We start from the raw sequence: 21,527 nt of genomic DNA on the forward strand, positions 1-21,527 counted from the left end.
AAAGGATTCGAAGAACTTAGCGAGATAAATCCACTCAAAATCAAATTAAAACGTCAACAAGCAGCCTAACAAAGGTGTTTTTTATTCTGTCCCATTTATGGGGTGCAGTGCCACGTTAAAGGGAAAGAACTTTTTATCGATTAGATTATTAAATGTTTTGATCTTTTAAAAACTGAGCATTAACTTTAATCATTTGATCAATTAGCTCTTTTTTCTCTTCGTCATCATAAACATTGGCTCCCGAAGCCATTTCATGACCACCGCCATTAAACTGGATCGCTACTTGATGAATATTTGGGCCTTTTGAGCGAATACGTGCACGATACTCTCCATGTGAGTCTTCTTTTTCAATAAAAATAACCCATGTTAATACTTCTTTTAAACGTCCTGGTAAATTGGTAACCGCATTGGTTCCATCAACCGTCATTCCTCTTTGAGTTAAATCTGCTTGTTTCAAGGTCATTGTTGCTACTCCCTTTTCATACAATTCAATTTGATCAATGGCAAATGATTGGAAATTCAATTCATTGAGTGATAACTCATTCATCTTGCGGTTAATTTGAGTATTTTCAGCTTGATGAGCCATCAAATAAGCTACCGCCTCAAAGGTTGCTTGAGTGGTATTTGAATGGAGGAACCGTCCTGTATCACCGACAATGCCCGCATATAGGAATGTAGCAGCTTGTGGTGAAAGGGTCAATTGACCTTGAGAATGCATGATCATTTTAGTAATGAGTTCTGCAGTTGAAGAACTTAGAATTTCAACAATTTCCAAGTCAGCAAAGTGCTCAACTACCAGATGATGATCTATTTTGATTAAAGTATTATTTTGAATGTGATCATTTCCGTCAATCCGTTCAAAAACTGGTGTATCTAAAATAATTACCAAAGCATCTTCATAATCCTGTCTGTCAACATTATCCATACGGCCCAACCACTCAATTCCCTTGCCCATCTTGCCAGCAGCTAGGACAGTCTTATCTGGAAAATTATGTTTGATTGTGGCCTTCAGCCCTAATTGTGAACCAATCGCATCTGGATCTGGATTGATGTGTCGATGAATAATAATACGATCATATTGATCAATTAGACTTATTAACTTTTCGATTAAGCTTTGCTTAACTGTCATTAGTTAGACTCCTTCTGTCTTTTATTTACCATTTGTGAACCAACTGTTGCTTGAGCGACCAGAATATTTTCAACAAAAACTTTCACTTGAGAAATTGCCGAACGTCGATTGTAGTTAGAAATTTCAACTTGAAATTCAATCAAGTTTCCTAATTGAATAAATGTGAAATAATTAAGATTAAGTGATTCAAGAATATTATTATGACCTGTTAAATCCTTTACCTTGATAATTGCAACTTGGGCAATCAACTCACAAAGCCCTCCATAGGATAAAGTCCCCAAAGTATTAACCATCTGGGGTTGGACCTCAAACTGATAATCATAACGATTTTTAAAATCATTACGGTTAACTTCAACCAAGTGTTTTAACAGATCGTGTTCAAAGGTATTAGCTGTTTGTGGTTGCTGTTGAATATTTTGTAAGGCCTTCATAACATCTTGGCGAGAAACGACACCTAAAAGTTGCAAGTTGTCAGCAACAACGGGAATCATTTCAATATCTTCCCAAATCATCTTATATGAAACAGATGCTAAACTCATATGCGGCTTAACAGTAATGACATTTTTACTCATCGCCCGTTCAATTGAAACACTGTTACCTCTTCCCATTAAATCATTAGCAGTTACGACTCCTACTAAACGCTTATTGGTCACCACTGGGAATCTTGATAAACCAGTTTCACTCGATTTCTTCTTAAAATTCTCAATAGTATCTGAAGGCTCCAATGATACCGTTCTTTCAATAGGAGTATAGACTTCTTCAACTGTTACAATTTCTTGCTTAATCATTTGCTCGTTGATTGATTGATTGATTAATGAGGCAACAGTATAAGTATCATAACTAGTCGTTATAATGGGTAGCTCTTCTTGGTTTGCTAGTCTTATAATATCGTGGTCGGTTTTAAAGCCACCTGTTATTAATACAGCGATACCATTCTTTAGGGAGTGTCGGTGAACTTCAGACCGATTACCAACAATAATCAGGGTCTGACTTTCAAAATATCGCTCCATAGCTTGCAAGGTCATCGCTCCAATAATGAATTTGGTCAGGGGTTTATCCAGTCCTTTTTCCCCCCCTAAGACCTCGCCATCAATTAGAGGGATTATATCACCAAAGGTTAAATGGCCGACTGATAAGTGATTTTTCTGTTCAATACGTATAGTCCCTACCCGTTCAATAGTCGAAACAAGTCCCTTTTCTTCAGCATCTTTGATAGCACGATAAGCAGTTCCCTCACTCACTTGCAATTGCTTAGCTATGCCTCTGACAGAAATTTTGTTTCCTATGGGCAAGGATTGAATGTATTGGATAATGCGTTCATGCTTAGTTCCCAAAGAATCACCTCAAAATCTTATTTATTAATAATATATCTTAAAGCCACATCTAAAACCATCTTAATAACAAAACCTACCATAAAACTCATGGTTGCTAAGTCTGTATTGCCTTCTGTTTGTGATTCTGGAATTAATTCTTCCACTCGAACGAAAATCATAGTCTTCAGCATAATGCAAGTGCGGAACAAACTGATCCATTAAGCGTAAGAAGACACCACCAACTAAAAAGCCAACTGCTGCTGGAAACCGTTCAGGAATTTTAAAACCAACACTGGCAAGTTATTCTAAAGCAGGAGCTAAAAGTAACCAGAAAGAAGCTGCCACCATAATTTCACCTGCTAATCCCTGCATCATGGCTAGTAATTTATTGTCTACTTTCTTTACTAAAAAACAAAAGATGCAGCAAATACAGTACATAAACATGTTCCTATGCCGACTATACCCGACTGAAAGATGGGGTTCAGTTGAAGAAACCCTTCCATTTTATATCCTTCTATTAAATATCTAATTGAATGGGTAAGGGTTCACTTTGAGGGTCTAATAATTTGGATACTGATATTCCTAATAAACGAATCTCTCTATTTGCTTCACCGTGATCTTCCCACAATTCTATAGCTTTATTCATTAATTGATAACGATCATTAGTTGGATAGGCAAAGCTGTCTTGCCTGGTCACTGTTTCAAAATTACTGTAACGTATCTTAAGAGTGAGCGTTTGACAATATAAATCTTTAGCATTTAGATCTTGCGATATTTTCACTACTAGTTGGCGTACTTTTTCCTTAATAACCTCCTCATCTAAAAGGAAAGTTTGAAAGGTTTGTTCAGTTCCCATCGATTTTCTTTGCCGATTTTGACTGACAGGCACATTGTGAATACCTCGAACCTTAAAATAAAGTGAGTGTCCCATTTTTCCAAATTTAGCAATTAATTCTTCGAGTGAAAACTTTGCTAGGTCTGAGCCAGTTTTAATGTTATGGCTTTCAAAAATACTTAAAGACTTAGCGCCTACCCCATAGAAATCTTTAATTGGGAGCGCATGAAGAAAAGGTATGGCTTCATCCGGAGAAACCAAGGTAATACCATTCGGTTTATGAAAATCTGAAGCCAGTTTAGCAATGAATTTATTATAAGAAACTCCTACTGAACAACTTAGATGAATTTCTTCATAAATTTGAGCCTGGATAAGACGAGCGATTTTTAAAGCTGATTCTTCCTTTATATGATTTTTCGATACATCCAAATAGGCTTCATCTAAGGATAGAGGCTCCACTTGGTCAGTGTATTGATAAAAAATTTTGCGAATTTCTTGCGAAACCGAGCGGTAATAAGCCATATTGCCTTTGATAAAAACAGCTTGAGGACAGCGCTTATAAGCTTCCAAAGAAGACATTGCAGAATGAATACCGTATTGACGCGCTATGTAATTACAAGTGGTCACAATCCCTCGTCCATTAGTTAATTTTGGATGTTTAGCAATAACTACAGGTTGATTGCTTAAGGACGGATTATCACGAATTTCAATGGAAGCATAAAAGGCATCCATATCCACATGTAATATTTTGCGACTTGTATCCGGTTTAGGATCATCGAAAGTAAGTAAGCCATATCTCATATTTAGCCTCCTAAAGGCTTCATATCCTAATAATAATACTATAAAGCTAGATAGAATAAGTGAAAAAACATTTATTAATAAGTAATAATTACCTACTAATAAATGTTTCAATTATTCATTTAAGATGCTAAGACTTACACATTAGCATCCGTTTCTAACTTCCCTTCAACAGTGGTTTTATTTTCAGAAGAGTAGACGGTTTCATCATTTGTACCCGCACTCTTAAGAACATTTGCTACCGCACTGATTTCAAAGGTTAAATATATACCTTCACAGTCAATTACAACAAGGCCTTCTTGCTGTTTTACTTCATCTACTATTCCATGCAATCCCCCAATTGTAACTACTCCATCACCTGCTTGCATTGCCTCAATCATTTGGCGCTTTGCATCGGCCGCTTTTTTTTGGGGACGAATCAACATAAAGTAAAATAAAGCGAACATAATAAGCATTGGTAAAAAAGCAAAATAACTATTTCCCATTAAAAATTCCTCCTCTAAATATCTCTTATATTATAACAGTTTTTTAAGACTTTCTCCATTAAAATTCTGGAGCATTTGGTTTGTTATAACCATATTCTTCACGAAAAGCTTGACGAAACTCTAATAAATTATCTTCTCGAATGGCTTGACGAACATCACGCATCAATTGCAATAAGAAATGGGTATTATGTATCGAAGTTAAACGTAACCCAAAGGTTTCTTGACTCTTCATTAAATGGCGAATATAAGCGCGACTATAATTACGACAGGTATAACAGTCACATTTAGGATCAATGGGGCTATAATCACGTGCATATTTAGCGTTTTTCACCACTAATCTTCCTTGCGAAGTCATGCAGCTACCGTTTCGAGCAATGCGAGTAGCTAAGACACAATCAAACATATCCACACCACGAATGGAACCATCAATTAAGGCATCAGGAGAACCAACCCCCATTAAATAGCGTGGTTTGTTTTTAGGAAAAACTGGCATTAAGTAATCTAGGACTTCATTCATTTCCTCTTTAGTCTCGCCCACTGATAAGCCGCCAATGGAATAGCCTGGGAAATCTAAAGCAATCATGTCTTTAGCGTGTTGTAAGCGCAAGTCTTTATAACCTGCCCCTTGGCAAATGCCAAAGAGTGCTTGTTTTTCAGGATTTTGATGTGCTTTTAATCCTCTTTCTGCCCAACGACTAGTTCTAGCAATCGACTTTTTAACGTAATCATAAGGCTGATGATAGTCTGGGCATTCATCAAAGGACATGATAATATCTGATCCCAAAGCATTCTGAATTTGAATGGCTTTCTCAGGAGATAAGAATAATTTTTCTCCTGAAATATGATTACGAAAATGAACGCCTTCTTCTTCTATATCACGAATCTCACTCAGAGAAAAGACTTGAAACCCTCCTGAATCGGTTAGAATCCCTTGATCCCAGTTCATAAACTTGTGAAGCCCGCCTGCTTGCTCAATAATCTCTTCACCAGGCCTTAACCATAAATGATAGGTATTACTTAATATCACACCCGCTCCCATATCTTTTAACTCTTCAGGTGATAATGATTTGACGGTAGCTAATGTTCCTACCGGCATATACATGGGGGTTTCAAATGAGCCATGTGGAGTATGAAGTATCCCTAATCGAGCTCCCGTATGTTTTTCTTCTTTGATTAATTCATAAGTTATAGCAGCCACTATTTACCTTCCTTTCTATTATTTCAATTCCACTTTAAAAATTAATGGATAATTTTTTCCAGTTAAATAAAATTGATCCGCTTCAATATGAGCAATCCCATTTAAGACATCCATTGTTTCTCTTTGTTCTGCTGTAAGATCCAACTGATCGAGCATAGGAGTCAAATCATATGTTTTAAGTATTTGACCACTTTGGAGATCAATTTTAACAATGCGATTATCATACCAAATATTAGCGTAAATTGCATCATTGGCATATTCCAACTCATTTAACTGATCTAATGGCTCTCCTTCTAAATTCACTTCCACTTGATCAACTAATTTAAAGTTGTCAGGATTATAAGTATAGATAGTTGATGACCCATCAGACAAGTAGAACAGATCTTTTTCCTCATTATAAGCTAATCCCCATCCTTCACCTTTTATTTCATAAGTGTTGACTAGTTCTTTGGTCTTTACATCCCATTTGAAAACTTTGCCCTCTTTCCAAGTTAACTGCCAAAGTTCATTGTCACGCAAAGAAATCCCTTCTCCAAAGTATTGGTTATCTAATCCAATGGAGCGGTCTAACAAGCCTTTTTCCCAATTAAAATAACCCCAAGCTGATTCTCCGTATAAACCTGTGCCGATTAAGAGTTGGGCCTCTTGATCAAGCTCAAATCCTTGTATAAATAAATTTTCCTTGATAGGGTATGTCTCAATTAAATAGACCCCTCCTAAACTACCATTAGCTATAACGTTTCTTGTAAAAGTAAGACTAACTAACAATAAAATAGTGAAATTCAATATTTTAAACATCATTCATTCCTCCTATAAAAAACTTGATAAATCCTTAAGAATATGCTGACTTGAATCTTGATTGAATCTTGGTAAAATAATAACAAACATTGTAACTGAAAGGAAATTGAATATGACTTTTTATCAGTTTGCCGTAGCCATTTTACGCTGTCTCTTTCGTCTTTTTAATGGGAAATCCTATATAATTGGCAAAGAAAACATTCCCGATCCCAATCAATCAACTTTTATTCTAGCAGCCACTCACCGCTCTTTTTGGGATCCATTATACTTGGCCATTGCACTTTATCCACTTGAAATTTCTTTTATGTCAAAAGAATCAATTTTTCATAATTCTTTGTTAGCTAGCATTTTACGAAAGGCACATGTTTTTCCAGTTAATCGAGAAAAACCTAGTCCTAAAACGATCAAAATAGCCGTCAAACAATTAACTGAAAAAAATTTGAATTTAGGTATCTTTCCTTCTGGTAGTCGGTACACAACTGAAATTAAAGGTGGAACTGCTTTCATTCAACGTCTTTCAAAAAAAGACATCATCCCAATTGCTATTCAACCACCTTTAGACTTTAAATCATTCTTTAAGAGACAAGGAGCTAAAATAGCTTTTGGACCTGCCATTAAATATAATCCTGAATTAGATTATAATAAAGATCAACTAGCTAAAATAGACCAGGAATTGGCCAAGGCTTTTGATAATTTGGATCATCAATTAGACCCAAGCTTTAGCTATGTTCCTGCTAAAAAGAAATAATTATTACGCTTTATAAAAAAACTCCTACCCTTGAAGCTGTCGTTAAGCTGCTCTAGGGAGGAGGTTTTTAATCTTAAAAATAATTTATTGTATACTTGATTAAAGAAAACCTAATTTTCTGCGCCTTTTCTGCTCCTTAAGGACAGAAAACAGTAACAAAAATTGTGAAAGAAAAAACATATTTTCAAACAAAGCTATTTCGATTGCATCTTCATAGACTGCATGATTTGCTGAACTTTTTTCTTGGAAGGCTTTTGCCCCATTTGCGCCATCATAGTCGTAATCATGCGCTCATCAATAGGTGGATTTTCTTTAAAATAATTCATCATATACTTCCGAGCAATAAAGAAACCTAACACTGCTCCTGCTACCAATGCTAAAATAACAATTAAAACCCATGAAAATGTTGACATACCATCTCTCCTTTTAAAAATTTAACCGATTAAATACTCTAACCTATTAATCTTTACGATTATGCATTCCTTTAGCTTTTTGAATTCTTTTAACTTTTTCAGGTGTTAAATCATTTCCATCTGAATCGACAATTTTAACTCCCTCAACCTGTCTTACCATGTGCTGTCTGAAGACTTTTAAGTACTCTTGTCTTAATTGATTCTGTTCTTCTTTTTCTGAATCCGTAAGGCCTTTAGTTTTTTGAAGTTTAGCTAACTCATTAATTCTTGCTAGTTTTGAAGATGAAAGCATAGCGTTCCTCCTTTGCTACGAACATTTGTTTGATTTATAATTCTACTTCTGCTACAATTAAATTATCCTATAGAAAGAGTGAGTGAAATGATTAAGATAACGACCAAGCAATTAAACGTGCTACAATCTATTTATGAATTACTCAATGAAAATGGTTATCCACCCACTGTTCGCGAAATTGGAGCGCGTGTTGGACTTTCTTCTCCATCCACTGTCCACGGTCATCTTGACCGATTAGAAGAAAGTGGACTGATTGAAAGATCTGCCAGTAAAACAAGGACGATTGAAATAACGGCCTTGGGAATTAAAAAATTGGGCATCAAATCCGATAAAGTACCTTTACTCGGCTATGTTGCCGCAGGTGCTCCGATTCTTGCTGAAGAAGAAGCTATGGAATATTATCCTAAGCCTACCGATCTTCAATATGATTCAAGCGAATTATTTATGCTGATCATTAAAGGTGAATCCATGGTTAATATTGGCATTTTGGATGGCGATATCATCACCGTCCGCAGACAAGCAACTGCCAATAATGGTGAAGTCGTTGTTGCTATGACTGAAGATAATGAAGCAACATGTAAAACTTTTTATAAGAAAAAAGATCATATCGTACTTCGCCCTGAAAATGATACCATGGACGATATTATCTTGCCCGACGTTTCAATTTTAGGCAAAGTAGTTAGTCTTAATCGCTATTTCTAATCAACTCAATTAAAGATTAGCCTAACCAGAGATTAAAACTGGTTAGGCTCTTTTTATTTCTAATAGTGCATTAGTGTGAAATACTTGTGATCTCCCAACTTCTCTTTTCCTTTTAAGTCATCTAACTCAATAAGAAAAGCACACCCTGCGACAATTCCTCCAAGATTTTCCACTAATTGGATAGTTGCTTGAATGGTTCCACCTGTTGCTAATAAATCATCGGTTATTAAGACTCTTTGGCCCGGTTGAATAGCATCTTTGTGGATTTGTAAGACATTTGATCCGTATTCTAAACTATAGTCTACTTCAATTGTTTCTCTAGGAAGTTTACCTTTTTTACGGACAGGGGCAAAGCCCACTCCAAGCGCATAAGCAACTGGGCATCCAATAATAAAACCACGCGCTTCAGGCCCTACGACCATGTCCACCTTTAATTCTCTAGCATAGTCTACTATCTCTTGAGTCGCTGCTTCAAAAGCGGGACCATTTCCCATGAGAGGTGTGATATCACGGAAAATAATACCTTCTTCTGGGTAATTATCAACACGAGCGATATAGTTTGTATAATCCATTTTAAGTCTCCTTATTTATCCAGCTTTTCACTTGATCAAGTGTTTGAAAATTCAATAATTTTTCTGCTTCCATGGCTTCTTGATACTTGCTCATGGCAGGCAACTCCATTAAATCAAGTTTGTTGGCTTGCTTAAGCTGGTTCATGATTACAAGTCCATCTTTTATTGTAACAAAACCCGCCTCAAAAAACACCACAATCATTGTTTTTATTTTTATTAATGGAATTGATAAATAGCTAGAAAGAACTTGTAAATCTTTTAGTTGAAGACTACCTTCTTGCTTAAGCAGTTGGAACAATTTTGCAAAGTCTTGACGCTGGGGCAAGCCTGCTAAATATCTGGATTCTACAACAACACTGGCTAAATAAATTTTTTCCCATCCGTGACTCTTTAAAAGTTTTTTTAGTTTATTAAGATTTTGGGGGGGCTCAATCAACACTAGATTTTCATATTTAAAATTAATGGGTAATGCTTCATAATTAATCAATTGATAGTCGTTTTTCAACTGTTCAGAAAAGAGTGCCGCATTTTTTTTATCTTGAAAACAATAAACCACCTCAGACAGCTGTTTTAATTTATCAAAATGTGTTTTCCCTCGGTAATCAATCCACAATTGCCCTTCCAAATTAAAATCTTTGACAATTAATTGACATTCTTTTTGTTGTTTCCATTCGTTAATTGACAGTTCTCCAACCATATCCAACTGAATACCCAATTGACAATCTTCAAAGTCATCCGCCATACTAAACGCTATGGCAGCTAGTGAGTTTGCAGTGCCTGATTGATTAAATTTCATTTTAACATGTTGTTTATTCGCTCCAATTACTCTTTTTTCAATCATCTTTAAGTCCTTAAATAAAACAATAGGCTTAGGATTATGCATACCGAAAGGTCCTAATTTTTGAATCTCTTCAATTAATTTTAAATTAATATCTGTCAAACTTAGTCTAGCATCAACCGACAAGGAAGTTTTGGCTAAAATTTGATCTTTGTGTTTATCAGCTAACTGGCTTAATTCAGTCTGAAATTTTTGCCAATTATCTTCTTCAATTGTCATACCAGCCGCTTGGCTATGACCACCAAAATGCTTTAATAGTCCTTTTAGCTGACTAAGATTTTTGAAAAGATTAAAGTTTTCTTTTGATCTAGCTGAACCTTTATACTGATGATTTTTCTTGTCAAAGTTGAAAAGTAGGCATGGGCGCTGGTATTTATCACAAATGCGACTAGCTACAATTCCTAAAACTCCGGGATGCCAATTTGGAGAAGTCTGGCAAATAATTCGAGGCAACTCCTTTAAAACATCTAATTTTGATGTAACTTCTTGATAAATTTGAGTGACTAATTGCTGTCTTTTATAATTTTCCTGTTCAATAAACTCAAGCCACTGACTAGCCTCTTGCTCGGTAAAAGCTGCCAACCAATCGAATCCCGGTCGAGGATCTCCCAACCGTCCCACAGCATTGAGTCGAGGACCAATAATAAAACCAATCGTTTCGGCAGATATATCATCTTTTGACTGTAATTGTTGGTTTAATAGAAGCTGTAGTCCGGGCCGCTGAGTAACTTCTAACTGATGGATTCCTCCAATAACAATTGTTCGATTTTCATCTAAGAGAGAGACCATATCAGCAACCGTACCAATAGCTGCTAAATCTAACATTTCTATTGGTATTTCACCAAGGATGGCTGTTGCTACTTTAAATGCGACACCTGCTCCAGATAAATCTCCAAAAGGATAACTTCCCTGAGGGTGACGAGGATGTATGATGGCATATGCAGCTGGCAGCGTTTCCTGTAACTCGTGATGGTCAGTTACAATAACGTCGACCTTCTTTTCTTGAGCAAATTCAATTGCTTCATGACCTGCCACTCCATTATCAACCGTGATGATTAATTGAATCCCTTCTTCAATAAACTCTTGATAACGATCGATATTGGGACCGTAGCCATCTTTAAAACGATTGGGTAGATAGACTCGACTGTCAGCTCCTAAAGCATCTAAAGCCTCTTTTAAAATTAAAGAAGAAGTGATTCCATCTGCATCATAATCACCATAAATCAAAATTTTTTCTCCCTTTTCAATGGCTAAATGGATGCGTTTTACTGCTATATCCATTTGATATAAGGCAAAGGGGTCATGATATAAAGTTGGCTCTTGTTCGGTGGCTTTTTTTATTGCCGATAGATCATGAAGACCACGATTAAAACAGATTGCTAAAAAAGCGGGCGAATAGTCTTCTCCCGCTATTAATAATTTTTGATAGTTTTGATTTCCATTTAAATTTTCTGGCAATTGCCATTGGTATTTAGACAACATCGTTATTCTCCTTACACATCATAAACTCATTAATTAAGTGGGATTTCATATTCATCAAAGTCATTAACAAGATGACTGTTAGGAAAAATAGAACAAGCTTCTTTTTCAAGTTGCTTGAGAGCCTTGCCTAAGTAGCGAGCTGAAATATGATTGAGATAAAGAGCCTCTACTTGACTATCTTTAGCCACTTGGGCTGCTTGATGACTGGTCGAATGGTAATAAGCTCTTGCCATTTTTTCTTCCGCTGCTTCATGAGTAGCCTCATGGACTAAAGCATTCGCTTTTCTGGCTAAGACTTTAGAATTCTGACAATAACGGGTATCCCCCAAAATGGTAACGATTCTACCAGGTCGATCCGGAGCAAGAAAATTCTGGCCATCTATCCATCTGCCATCTTCTAATTGAACACGTTCTCCGCGTTTGAGTTGACCATAAATTGGACCATTAGGTATCTCAAATTTTTTCAACTCTTCAACTAAAAGTTGACCAGGTAAATCTGGTTCTTCTACTCGGTAGCCAAAAGAAAGAATCCCATGTTCTAAAGGTAAATAATTAACCTTCCAGCCATTATCAAAGATTAACTCGCCACCTCGGTCTACCAACTCTGTTATTTTTAAACTGTATGCAAGTTTGGATTTTGAATATTTTAAGGAAATCTTAATAAAATCTTTTATCCCCTTAGGTCCATAAACTTCTAAACAGTCTTCTCCACCTTGAAAAGATCTTGAACTTAGAAGTCCTGGCAAGCCAAAAATATGGTCTCCATGAAGATGAGTAATAAAAATTTTAGTTATTTTTCTAGGTCGAATGGTTGTTTCCAAGATTTGATGCTGGGTTGCTTCTCCACAATCAAATAACCAGATTTCATTCAACTCATCTAATAACTTTAAAGCCAGCGAAGAAACATTTCTTTGTCTGGATGGAATCCCAGCACCTGTGCCTAAAAAATGTAATTTCATATTTCCATCAACCTCTTTCTATGACTAGCGCTGACGGTATATCTCCTTAGCGATAAATTTGGATAACTCCAATGATCCCTCATCATTTAGATGAACGCCATCTTCAGCAAACCATTCAGCGTGTCCACGGGCATAATTCGCCCAGTCTATAATTCTAACATTTCCATATTCTTGAGCCGCTCTTACCAATTGACGGTTAGCATCATCTGTCCAAATGCGATCAACCAAAACGTTGACATAATACTGATCACGGTCTAGACCGACTGCTTGAATATAATCATCCATTTGACCAACTGTAAATGTTCCATTAGAGCCTAACATGGTTACCACAGTAGGCTTTAATCCGCCTGTTTGATTGAGACCATATACCGTATCATAAGATTCATAAAGTTGTCGACCGACTTTCGGATCAAAAACAGCCTTGGGAAATACATCATTCAAGCGCTCGGTGGCTGCAGCTAAAGTTGAATCCCCTATGAAAGTTATCTCCAAAGCATTAGCATAGAGTAAGACTTCTTGATCTAAGCCTTCGATATTATTAACAACTACTTGTCTTTCTTCAGTTTTTCTTGACTCTTCAGCAATATTCATATTGTTTTCAATAATGGCTTGAATTTCCTTACTTGATTCTACACCCTTAGCTGGTGAAGAAATAGCCAGAGCGATGACCCCCATCACGACATTAAAAATATAACACGCTGTGATAAATTTCACTACTCTTAATGATTGAGGGTGAGAGCTTAAATAATCAAATTGATGCTTCATTTTGCGCCAATTAAAGTCTTGTCCAATTGGAAGACTAATTCTGCGCTTTTCAAATAATTGGTAAGTAATTTCAGCTAAAATAATGATCAAAAGCAACTGAAAACCATAATTTAACCATGGAGACCTATTCATAAAGCTAATGTTTTGAGGCATTAAAAGATAGACAGGATAGTACCATAGATAGTAAGAAAAAGATCGTTGGCCTATCCAGGTAAATAGTTTAAAACGAAAGATTTTGTTCCAAATAGTTGCTGGATGAATACTTGAAACAACAATTACAGCAGAAATCAAAGAAAACAAAGTTAAACCAAAACGATAAGCAAAAGGTTTGGTTGCAAACATGAATTTAATCATGAAGAAAGCAAAAATGACTGCAAGTAAACCCATAAAATTCATGGTCATAATTTTCTTTGATGAAATCTTTTTAGGTGATAAATTAACTGGAAGAGCTAATCCTAAAGAACCCCCAAGAGTAAAAGCAGATAATCTTGTTAAAAGATCATAGTAAATTCGGGTAGGATCTTGGTTATCTTTATAAAGATAGCCCATTAAAAAAGCGGATAAGGCTGAAATAATCAATAACATACGAATAGTTACTTGAGGTTTTTTATGCCAACTGTAAAGTAAAAATATTAAAATAGGTGTTAAAATAACCAATTGTCCATATAAAGAGACGTACCACAAATGTGTAAAGGGACTTGGATTAGCCGCTTGAACAAAGTAAGACTGTTGATTAAAAATCTGATAATAATTGTTAATAAATGTGAGTGAACTTAATCCCATCCACCGAATATTAGATAAAAAATCACGGTTAAAAAGTAAAATATAGGTAGACGTAGTTAAAACTACGAATAAAGTAGGGAAAAAAAGTCTTTCAAAACGCTTATATATAAATTGCCAAAAGGACTCTTTTCTAGCTTGTATATCTTTTAAATAAAAATGTCTAAAGTTAAAAAAACCAGCTATGAAAAGAAATAGATTAACTGCAAGGAAACCACCTGGAACAATATGTTCAAAGTAGTAATAAGCAATGATTAGCAGTATTGCGATTCCCTTAAGACCGTCAAAAATTGGGATACGCCCTTGTTTAACTTTATTTTGCATATTAAAACCACCTAATCAATAAACTCAAATTGATAATCCTCTAAGTAAACTGTATCGCCATTTTTCGCGCCAGCTTCTCTCAAGGCTTGATCGACACCCATTGATCGCAGTTGACGTGCAAAGCGTTGTAAACTTTCATCATGAGCTGTATTGGTCATTTTATAAAGCTTGATAATCTTTTCACCTTCTAATTCCCAATAACCTTCTTCAAGTTTACGAACAGTAAAATCAGGGCTTTCGTCGATCGTATAATTTTTATGATCACTTTCTTTTTCCTCCAAGGGTATAAAGTCACTGGAGGCAACTAATTGAGCTGTTGCTCGCATCAATGAATCAATTCCCTGGGCTTGCCAAGCTGAAATTTGATAAATTTTTGGAATAGAAAGATTTAAATTCTGATAATAATCAGATATTTTTTCTTCAAATACTTTTAAATTATCTTTAGCTTGATCTAAATCCATTTTATTAGCCACAATCAACATGGGTCTTTCTAAAAGACGAGGATGATAATTAGCTAACTCTTGCATAATAGAAGAAAAATCTTCAAAGGGATCGCGTTCATGTACCGCTGCCATATCCACAATATGTAATAACGTTTTAGTTCTTTCAATGTGGCGTAAGAAATCAATACCTAAACCAACACCATCAGAAGCACCATCAATAAGGCCCGGCATGTCTGCAACGACAAATTCCTGACCATCAGCAATTTTAACCACTCCCAAGTTGGGTACTAAGGTAGTAAATTGATAATCTGCTACTTTGGGTTTAGCATTAGAAATAATGGACAATAGGGTTGATTTGCCCACGCTTGGATAACCAACCAAGCCCACATCTGCTAGAACTTTAAGTTCCAATTGTAACTCCAAGGCTTGACCTGGTTCTCCATTTTCAGCAATTGAAGGAGCAGGGTTTTTATGCGTGGCAAAGCGTATGTTTCCACGCCCCCCTCTCCCTCCTTTAGCAACAATTACTTCTTGTCCATGGTCCACTAAATCGGCAATGAGTCTACCGCTTGCTTCGTCATAAACAGAGGTTCCTGGTGGAACTTTTACATAAAGGTCTTCTGCATTCGCTCCATATTTACTCTTACTCATTCCATTTTCCCCGTTATGCGCTTTGAATTGACGATTGTATCTAAAATCCATCAAAGTATGAAGGCCTTCATCCACTCGAAAAATGACATCGCCACCGCGGCCGCCATCTCCTCCTGCAGGTCCACCATCTGGTCGATATTTTTCTCTTAGGAAAGCGACCATTCCGTCGCCACCTTTACCAGCAATTACCTTCACTTTTGCGCGATCTAAAAAGGTAGACATTATTATCGCTCCTTTACTCTTATTTATGGACCACTTTTCTAGGATCCATGAGACTGAGAATTGTTTGTGTTAATTGGTACATCATTTGATAGCGATTATGGCGAAGAGCTTCTTGGTCAGCGTTAACCATATGTAGTTCTAAATATGAAGCAATCATTGGACTAATGCTTTCAAAATATTCCATTAATCTTGAGGTGTCTTGTAAGTCCTCTATTGCCACTATCTTTTCAATTAAGTCCTTTTCTAGTTGACTTTCAGCTAGGTTATCAGTGATTTTAACTTGCTCGCTAACCTTTTCACCTAAATTAACTACTCGTGCCAAGTTTTCAATCATTTTTGAAAACTCAACCGGTTTGGCAGCTTTGAAGTCTTGTAAACTTTTAGCCGTTTCTTTTATTTTTACAGGATTTAGTTGTTTTTGTGCGAGTGCTGCTTGAATAATATCGTAATCCATTCCTAGATTACCTAATCTAACTTGAATCCGAGCTTCTATAAAACTAAGCAAATCATTTAAGTAATCGGCTGCTGAATCAGCATCTTCATGGTTAATCTTCACTAACAAGCTCTTTAAATCGATATTCCAAGATTGGTCTAAAAGAATGTCAATTAATCCCATGGCTTGTCTTCTTAATGCATAAGGATCATTAGACCCTGTTGGTATCATATCCGCTTTGAAGTAAGCAATTAGACTGTCTAATTTATCTGCAATCGATAAGGCGGCAGCCGCAGGTTTATCAGGTAATTTCCCTCCAGCCGAAGTTGGTAGGTATTGCTGAGCAATTGCTTGCGCTACACTATCTTCTTCACCATAATGTTTGGCATAAATCCCACCAATGACACCTTGTAATTCGGCAAACTCATTTACCGCTTGAGTCACAAGATCAAACTTGTAAATCTCACTAGCACGCAAAATGGTCTTTTGATCTTGAGCAGATAAATCGATAAAATCCATCAATTCTTCAAGCAAGTGTTTAACACGTTCTTGTTTTTGACTATAAGTACCTAACTTAAAATGCTCTTTCAAGCTTGATAATTTAGCTAAGTCTTCTTTTAAAGATAATTTTAAATCTTCTTGGTAAAAGAATAAACCATCTGCTAAACGAGCTCTTAATACCTTTTGATTACCTTTAATGACTTGATCAATATGCTGATCATTACCATTTCGTACTGAAATAAAATAAGGCAACAATTCTTTGCTTTTAGGATCTAAAACATAAAAATAACGTTGATGATCACGCATTGCTGTGATGACCATTTCTTGGGGAATTTCTAAATATTTTTCCTCAAAACTGCCGTAAAAAGCAGTTGGCCACTCGACAATGGCTGTTACCTCTTCTAGTAATTCATCATTTTCCGGTATAACCCAGCCCCTTTCATCTTCAATCGCTTGAATTTGCTGGTAAATCTTCTCTTGTCGTTTTTCAAAACTGGCAATCACATACATCTTTTCTAGTGCGTTTTCATAGTCACGACTATTTTTAATTATAACTTTGTCATTTTTAGTTAGAAAACGATGACCATGTGAAAAATTATTCGCCTGAATACCAGCAAATTCAAAGTTAATCACCTGATCTTCTAGTAATGAAAGTATCCAATGAATCGGACGAATATATTCTAAATTTAAATCTGACCACCGCATGGTAACTGGGAAATGCATACTGGCAAGAACAGTTGGGATAGCTTTTAACACTTCTTCTACTTTCTTCTGCTCAGCCACCTTATTCACAAAGAGGTAGTCAGTTCCTTTAACTTCTTTAACAAATAAGTCTTCCTCTTGACAGGCTTGACCTTTTAAGAAGCCCAATGCAGCTTTCGTCAGATTCCCTTCGTTATCTTGTCCAACTTTTATGGACGGTCCTCTTACTTCTTCTTCTAAAGCTGATTGCTGATCAGATAAACCTTCTACTCTTAGAGCTAATCTTCTAGGAGTTGCGTAAGTTTCAATGGATTGAAAGCTGATTCTTTCTTCTGCAAGAAATGCTGCAAGTTTTTCGGCTAATTGATCACGCAATTTCAATAAAAATCTAGCTGGAATTTCTTCCATTCCTACTTCTAATAAATAATCTCTCATAGCAATCCTCCTAGTTCTTATTTTCTTTTAATAATGGAAATCCAAGTTTTTCTCTTTCTTGTACGAAGGTCTTAGCAATACCGCGAGCTAATTTACGAACACGTCCTAAATAAGCAGGGCGATCTGATGCCGAAATCATCCCTCTAGCATCCATTAAGTTGAAGGTATGACTGGTCTTTAAAATATAATCATAGGCTGGATGAACTAAGTTTTCCTCAAGTAAACGGTTGGCTTCTTTTTCATAAGCTTCATACTGCTTCATTAATAAGTCAGTATCAGCTAATTCAAAAGAATATTTAGACTGCTCATATTCTTGTTGGAAAAAGATTTCGCCATACTTCACGCCTTTGGCCCACTCTAAATCATAGACATTTTCCACATCAAAAATATACATAGCAAGACGCTCCAAGCCATAAGTAATCTCTGACATTACCGGATCACACTTTAATCCCCCCACTTGTTGGAAGTAGGTAAATTGAGTCACTTCCATACCATCAATCCAAACTTCCCATCCCAGTCCCGCACAACCCAAGGAAGGGTTTTCCCAATTATCTTCTACAAACCGTATATCATGCTCTAGGGGATCAATGCCTAATTCAATCAATGAATCCAGGTAATATTCTTGTATAGCAAGAGGAGAAGGCTTCATAACCACTTGAAACTGATGGTGTTGGTATAAGCGGTTAGGATTTTCACCGTATCTTCCATCAGCAGGTCGTCTTGACGGTTCGACATAAGCGGCATTCCAAGGTTCTGGTCCATTAGCCCTTAAAAAGGTATAGGGGCTCATGGTTCCGGCTCCTTTTTCAGTATCATAGGATTGAAGGATCAAACATCCTTTCTTTGACCAAAAATTTTGCAAGGTTAAAATCATATCTTGTAACGATTCAACTGCCATTTTGACACCTCTTTCTTAAAATAAAAGTCCCTATGACCCCTTTGGAGGTCATAGGGACGAAATAAATTCGCGGTTCCACCCTAATTCTAGTTAGACTAGCACTCTTAAAATTCATTTGTTAACCCAAAGGACCATTCGATTTGCTCTAGCTTTCACCTGCCTAGAGTCGCTTTACTATCTTCTTTTAATTGCTTTGGCTTGTTAAAATTCTACTAATTATAAAGCTTTTTGTCAATTATCTTCCTTGATTTTTACTGATTTTCAATTGGTCGGCTACTTTATATAATTGATTGAGATAAGATTCTCCTTTTAATTTAATCCCTACTTGTTCATGGTAGATGGTGAAGATCAATTCATCAATTTTTTTGTAAGAAAGGTCTGAAATTGAGACTTGTCCTAATTGATTCAGTTTAATTTCATTAAAGAGTTGTAAAATTTTGACTTGCTTAGAACTAAGATGCATTCGGTTGGGATCTTTATCTAAATGGTTATGACACAAAACACCCAAATGGACCATCGAAAAGTCCTCAATCCTCTGGCTCGATCCGCAGACTACACAATTTTTCATATTTAATTGAAGCCCGAAGCGTTGCAAAAGTTTAAGTTGCAAAAGTAATTGAATAGGCCGGGCATCTTCACGCTCATTGAGACTGCTTAGAGTAGCTTGGAAAAAATCAAATAGCTGTTGATCTTTGCTATTATCATCCACACTGGCATCCACTAGTTGACTTATATAAGCAGCATGCGCTTGCTTAAAGGGATCAGATTGAATGGATCGAAAGAGGTTAAGGGTTTGACCTTCTTTCAAAAAGGACAAACCCTGTTGCTTAATAGTTCCCCAATATTGATGTTCTGTCAATGGGATTAAATGCTTTTTAAGGGGATGATTGAGTGACTGTAAACCTCTTACAAAAAACATTTTAGTACCAAATTCACGTGTAAAAATTTTAACTAGACTATCTTTTTCGCGGTACGGCCGAATAAACAAAACAATTCCGGTAAATTTTTCGTTCATTGGCACTCTCCTTATTAATAATTCTCACTCTGATAGCCCAATTCATTTAAATTACTTTGACGATCCCGCCAATCTTTTTGCACCTTGACCCATAAGTCTAAATAGACTTTGGTTGCTAAAAGCTTTTCAATATCACGTCGTGCCAGATGACCTATCTTTTTAATCATTGATCCTTGAGCACCAATAATTATTCCCTTTTGGCTTTTACGTTCCACGATTATTGTAGCTAGTACTTCTACCTTGTCATCAGCATTTTTTTGCATGGATTGGACTTGGACGGCTACTGAATGAGGAATTTCTTCGCGTGTTAACATTAAAATCTTTTCACGAATTAACTCCGCAACGAGGAAATACTCAGGATGATCCATTACCTGGTCAGCCGGGTAATATTGGGGGCCATCTGGCAAGCTGAGTGTCAGTTGGTCTAATAAAGCTTCGACATTTTCACCTGTAAGTGCAGATAAAGGGATAATCTGATCAAAATCATAAGCATCTTGATATTTAGTGATAATATCAAAAAGCAAATTTTTTTCAATCAGATCTACTTTATTAATAACTAAAAAGACTGGTTGCTGGACATCTTTTAAACGATTGATAATAAATTGATCGCCAGGTCCTATTTTTTCTGTCGCATTGACTACCATAATCACTGCATCCACCCCACTCAAAGAGGAATAGGCTGTTTTTATCATGAAGTCTCCTAAAGCATGCTTGGGTTTATGGATTCCGGGGGTATCAATAAAAATGATTTGTGAGTCTTCACGGGTATAGACACCCTGAATTTTATTGCGGGTTGTTTGGGCTTTATCAGACATAATCGCTATTTTTTGGCCAATAATTTGATTTAATAAAGTTGATTTCCCAACATTGGGACGGCCAAGAATAGCTACAAAACCCGATTTAAAATCTTTTTTCATTTAAACTCCTTTAGTATGATTAATTGTCACCTTTTAAAATAAATAGGGGAGAAATAGTATAGCCCCGATTATAATGGAAATGATTGCTGTCATTAAAACAGAAGCAGCAGCGATATCTTTTGCCTTTTTCGCTAAGGGATGCCATTGGTCTGCTACAATTAAATCAATAACCGCTTCTATTGCTGTATTGATTAATTCGGAAAAGATAACAAGGCCAATAGTTAATAGTAAAATCGTCCATTTCAGTGGTTCAAATTTAAAATAAAAGGCTAAAAGGACTGCCACTAAAGCAAAAAATAAGTGGATTTTTAGATTTCTTTCACTTTTAATTGCTTGAAAAAATCCTTGGCTGGCACAAATAAAAGACTGGAAAAAATTTGAATTCTTAAAAGGATTATCTTGTGAGTCCATATTCACTCAGCACCTCTTCTTGAATTGCAAACATCTCTTTCTCAGTTTCAATGGTTTGGTGATCATAACCATTTAAGTGTAAGAAACCGTGGACAGCTAGAAATCCCAACTCTCTTTCTAGAGAGTGGTTGTATTCACTGGCTTGTTCAAGCGCTCGTTCGATTGAAATAATAATATCTCCCAAGTGAAGATTGATTGGCTCTTGAACTTCATTTGAGCTGATAACTGACCAATCTATTGGTTCTTCCCCCTCCATTAAAGCAAAAGATAGCACATCCGTTGCTCGGTCAATACCACGGTAGTCGCGATTCAATTGGCGAATGGTGTGATTATCGACGATGGTTATGTCTAATTCTGCTTGAGTAGGAGCAGCGATTTTTAAGCCTGCTTGATCAATTAAGTCTAAGATAATCTGTTTTTGTTTTTCAGTCAGCCTCTGACCTTCATCAATTAATTCAACTTGCATTT

At 36.2% G+C, this 21,527-nt stretch carries 21 protein-coding genes and 1 pseudogene; 2 read left to right on the forward strand and 20 right to left on the reverse strand.

What is annotated here, in order from left to right; all coding sequences use genetic code 11:
• Positions 1-148: 148 nt before the first annotated feature.
• From ACQV2R_RS01285 to ACQV2R_RS01315, 7 genes and pseudogenes are all read right to left on the reverse strand, one after another.
• Positions 149-1,129: a DHH family phosphoesterase gene (locus ACQV2R_RS01285; RefSeq protein ID WP_428891714.1), complete on the reverse strand. Its 981-nt coding sequence runs from the start codon at positions 1,127-1,129 to the stop codon at positions 149-151.
• On the reverse strand, positions 1,129-2,463 hold the full coding sequence (locus ACQV2R_RS01290; RefSeq protein ID WP_428873796.1) for a DRTGG domain-containing protein: 1,335 nt from the start codon (positions 2,461-2,463) through the stop codon (positions 1,129-1,131). Before ACQV2R_RS01290 ends, ACQV2R_RS01285 begins: the two co-directional genes overlap by 1 nt.
• Before the next feature lie 17 nt (positions 2,464-2,480).
• Positions 2,481-2,945, reverse strand: a pseudogene (locus ACQV2R_RS01295) (ZIP family metal transporter).
• A gap of 14 nt (positions 2,946-2,959) precedes the next feature.
• Positions 2,960-4,078, reverse strand: a complete 1,119-nt coding sequence (gene dinB / locus ACQV2R_RS01300) for a DNA polymerase IV (protein WP_428873798.1) — start codon at positions 4,076-4,078, stop codon at positions 2,960-2,962.
• A 134-nt stretch (positions 4,079-4,212) separates the two neighbouring features.
• Complete coding sequence (yajC, locus tag ACQV2R_RS01305; RefSeq protein WP_428873799.1) at positions 4,213-4,560, reverse strand: preprotein translocase subunit YajC; 348 nt, start codon at positions 4,558-4,560, stop codon at positions 4,213-4,215.
• A gap of 58 nt (positions 4,561-4,618) precedes the next feature.
• The gene (gene tgt, locus ACQV2R_RS01310) at positions 4,619-5,758 is read right to left on the reverse strand and encodes a tRNA guanosine(34) transglycosylase Tgt (RefSeq protein ID WP_428873800.1); all 1,140 of its coding nucleotides are present in this window, start codon (positions 5,756-5,758) and stop codon (positions 4,619-4,621) included.
• Between the two features lie 18 nt (positions 5,759-5,776).
• Entirely contained in the window at positions 5,777-6,559 is a 783-nt protein-coding gene (locus ACQV2R_RS01315) for a glutaminyl-peptide cyclotransferase (RefSeq protein WP_428891715.1), read from the reverse strand.
• A 109-nt stretch (positions 6,560-6,668) separates the two neighbouring features.
• On the opposite strand from ACQV2R_RS01315, the gene ACQV2R_RS01320 reads away from it, so the two are divergent.
• Positions 6,669-7,304: a lysophospholipid acyltransferase family protein gene (locus ACQV2R_RS01320; RefSeq protein WP_428874685.1), complete on the forward strand. Its 636-nt coding sequence runs from the start codon at positions 6,669-6,671 to the stop codon at positions 7,302-7,304.
• 194 nt (positions 7,305-7,498) lie between these two features.
• On the opposite strand, the gene ACQV2R_RS01325 is transcribed toward ACQV2R_RS01320, so the two are convergent.
• Both ACQV2R_RS01325 and ACQV2R_RS01330 read right to left on the reverse strand, forming a co-directional pair.
• Entirely contained in the window at positions 7,499-7,717 is a 219-nt protein-coding gene (locus ACQV2R_RS01325; protein WP_428873803.1) for a YneF family protein, read from the reverse strand.
• A 46-nt stretch (positions 7,718-7,763) separates the two neighbouring features.
• Positions 7,764-8,009 carry a DUF896 domain-containing protein gene (locus ACQV2R_RS01330; RefSeq protein ID WP_428873804.1) on the reverse strand — a complete coding sequence of 82 codons (246 nt, stop codon included), beginning with the start codon at positions 8,007-8,009 and terminating at the stop codon, positions 7,764-7,766.
• 87 nt (positions 8,010-8,096) lie between these two features.
• Here ACQV2R_RS01330 and lexA point away from each other — a divergent pair, with 87 nt between their 5' ends.
• A complete protein-coding gene (gene lexA / locus ACQV2R_RS01335; RefSeq protein ID WP_428873805.1) occupies positions 8,097-8,711 on the forward strand; it encodes a transcriptional repressor LexA in 615 nt (204 codons plus the stop codon).
• Between the two features lie 59 nt (positions 8,712-8,770).
• Here lexA and ACQV2R_RS01340 read toward each other — a convergent pair whose 3' ends face one another.
• The 11 genes from ACQV2R_RS01340 to ybeY all read right to left on the reverse strand — a co-directional run bounded on the left by ACQV2R_RS01340 (position 8,771) and on the right by ybeY (position 21,525).
• Complete coding sequence (locus ACQV2R_RS01340; protein ID WP_428873806.1) at positions 8,771-9,283, reverse strand: adenine phosphoribosyltransferase; 513 nt, start codon at positions 9,281-9,283, stop codon at positions 8,771-8,773.
• A 1-nt stretch (position 9,284) separates the two neighbouring features.
• Positions 9,285-11,603 carry a single-stranded-DNA-specific exonuclease RecJ gene (gene recJ, locus ACQV2R_RS01345; protein ID WP_428891716.1) on the reverse strand — a complete coding sequence of 773 codons (2,319 nt, stop codon included), beginning with the start codon at positions 11,601-11,603 and terminating at the stop codon, positions 9,285-9,287.
• 29 nt (positions 11,604-11,632) lie between these two features.
• Positions 11,633-12,562, reverse strand: a complete 930-nt coding sequence (gene rnz / locus ACQV2R_RS01350; RefSeq protein ID WP_428873808.1) for a ribonuclease Z — start codon at positions 12,560-12,562, stop codon at positions 11,633-11,635.
• A 24-nt stretch (positions 12,563-12,586) separates the two neighbouring features.
• The gene (locus tag ACQV2R_RS01355) at positions 12,587-14,431 is read right to left on the reverse strand and encodes an acyltransferase family protein (protein WP_428891717.1); all 1,845 of its coding nucleotides are present in this window, start codon (positions 14,429-14,431) and stop codon (positions 12,587-12,589) included.
• A gap of 11 nt (positions 14,432-14,442) precedes the next feature.
• Positions 14,443-15,747, reverse strand: a complete 1,305-nt coding sequence (obgE, locus tag ACQV2R_RS01360) for a GTPase ObgE (RefSeq protein WP_428873810.1) — start codon at positions 15,745-15,747, stop codon at positions 14,443-14,445.
• Positions 15,748-15,766: 19 nt separating this feature from the next.
• Positions 15,767-17,818 (reverse strand): glycine--tRNA ligase subunit beta, encoded by a 2,052-nt coding sequence (glyS, locus tag ACQV2R_RS01365; RefSeq protein ID WP_428891718.1) that lies wholly within the window; start codon positions 17,816-17,818, stop codon positions 15,767-15,769.
• A 10-nt stretch (positions 17,819-17,828) separates the two neighbouring features.
• Positions 17,829-18,716, reverse strand: a complete 888-nt coding sequence (gene glyQ, locus ACQV2R_RS01370) for a glycine--tRNA ligase subunit alpha (protein WP_428874679.1) — start codon at positions 18,714-18,716, stop codon at positions 17,829-17,831.
• A gap of 235 nt (positions 18,717-18,951) precedes the next feature.
• Positions 18,952-19,731: a DNA repair protein RecO gene (gene recO, locus ACQV2R_RS01375; protein WP_428873813.1), complete on the reverse strand. Its 780-nt coding sequence runs from the start codon at positions 19,729-19,731 to the stop codon at positions 18,952-18,954.
• Positions 19,732-19,745: 14 nt separating this feature from the next.
• The gene (era, locus tag ACQV2R_RS01380) at positions 19,746-20,648 is read right to left on the reverse strand and encodes a GTPase Era (RefSeq protein ID WP_428873814.1); all 903 of its coding nucleotides are present in this window, start codon (positions 20,646-20,648) and stop codon (positions 19,746-19,748) included.
• 33 nt (positions 20,649-20,681) lie between these two features.
• Positions 20,682-21,059, reverse strand: coding sequence for a diacylglycerol kinase family protein (locus tag ACQV2R_RS01385; RefSeq protein ID WP_428873815.1), 378 nt, complete (start codon positions 21,057-21,059; stop codon positions 20,682-20,684).
• Complete coding sequence (ybeY, locus tag ACQV2R_RS01390) at positions 21,043-21,525, reverse strand: rRNA maturation RNase YbeY (protein WP_428875802.1); 483 nt, start codon at positions 21,523-21,525, stop codon at positions 21,043-21,045. Before ybeY ends, ACQV2R_RS01385 begins: the two co-directional genes overlap by 17 nt.
• Between the last annotated feature and the right edge of the window lie 2 nt (positions 21,526-21,527).

This window comes from Facklamia sp. P12937 (assembly GCF_050409505.1).
Classification (GTDB): Bacteria; Bacillota; Bacilli; order Lactobacillales; family Aerococcaceae; genus Facklamia.

Excerpts from the sequence above, each read along its gene's own strand:
- ACQV2R_RS01285 (WP_428891714.1), bottom strand. The coding sequence starts at position 1,129 with ATGACAGTTAAGCAAAGCTTAATCGAAAAGTTAATAAGTCTAATTGAT.
- dinB (WP_428873798.1), bottom strand. The coding sequence starts at position 4,078 with ATGAGATATGGCTTACTTACTTTCGATGATCCTAAACCGGATACAAGT.
- yajC (WP_428873799.1), bottom strand. The coding sequence starts at position 4,560 with ATGGGAAATAGTTATTTTGCTTTTTTACCAATGCTTATTATGTTCGCT.
- ACQV2R_RS01315 (WP_428891715.1), bottom strand. The coding sequence starts at position 6,559 with ATGATGTTTAAAATATTGAATTTCACTATTTTATTGTTAGTTAGTCTT.
- ACQV2R_RS01320 (WP_428874685.1), top strand. The coding sequence starts at position 6,669 with ATGACTTTTTATCAGTTTGCCGTAGCCATTTTACGCTGTCTCTTTCGT.
- ACQV2R_RS01325 (WP_428873803.1), bottom strand. The coding sequence starts at position 7,717 with ATGTCAACATTTTCATGGGTTTTAATTGTTATTTTAGCATTGGTAGCA.
- ACQV2R_RS01330 (WP_428873804.1), bottom strand. The coding sequence starts at position 8,009 with ATGCTTTCATCTTCAAAACTAGCAAGAATTAATGAGTTAGCTAAACTT.
- lexA (WP_428873805.1), top strand. The coding sequence starts at position 8,097 with ATGATTAAGATAACGACCAAGCAATTAAACGTGCTACAATCTATTTAT.
- ACQV2R_RS01340 (WP_428873806.1), bottom strand. The coding sequence starts at position 9,283 with ATGGATTATACAAACTATATCGCTCGTGTTGATAATTACCCAGAAGAA.
- recJ (WP_428891716.1), bottom strand. The coding sequence starts at position 11,603 with ATGTTGTCTAAATACCAATGGCAATTGCCAGAAAATTTAAATGGAAAT.
- rnz (WP_428873808.1), bottom strand. The coding sequence starts at position 12,562 with ATGAAATTACATTTTTTAGGCACAGGTGCTGGGATTCCATCCAGACAA.
- ACQV2R_RS01355 (WP_428891717.1), bottom strand. The coding sequence starts at position 14,431 with ATGCAAAATAAAGTTAAACAAGGGCGTATCCCAATTTTTGACGGTCTT.
- obgE (WP_428873810.1), bottom strand. The coding sequence starts at position 15,747 with ATGTCTACCTTTTTAGATCGCGCAAAAGTGAAGGTAATTGCTGGTAAA.
- glyS (WP_428891718.1), bottom strand. The coding sequence starts at position 17,818 with ATGAGAGATTATTTATTAGAAGTAGGAATGGAAGAAATTCCAGCTAGA.
- glyQ (WP_428874679.1), bottom strand. The coding sequence starts at position 18,716 with ATGGCAGTTGAATCGTTACAAGATATGATTTTAACCTTGCAAAATTTT.
- recO (WP_428873813.1), bottom strand. The coding sequence starts at position 19,731 with ATGAACGAAAAATTTACCGGAATTGTTTTGTTTATTCGGCCGTACCGC.
- era (WP_428873814.1), bottom strand. The coding sequence starts at position 20,648 with ATGAAAAAAGATTTTAAATCGGGTTTTGTAGCTATTCTTGGCCGTCCC.
- ACQV2R_RS01385 (WP_428873815.1), bottom strand. The coding sequence starts at position 21,059 with ATGGACTCACAAGATAATCCTTTTAAGAATTCAAATTTTTTCCAGTCT.
- ybeY (WP_428875802.1), bottom strand. The coding sequence starts at position 21,525 with ATGCAAGTTGAATTAATTGATGAAGGTCAGAGGCTGACTGAAAAACAA.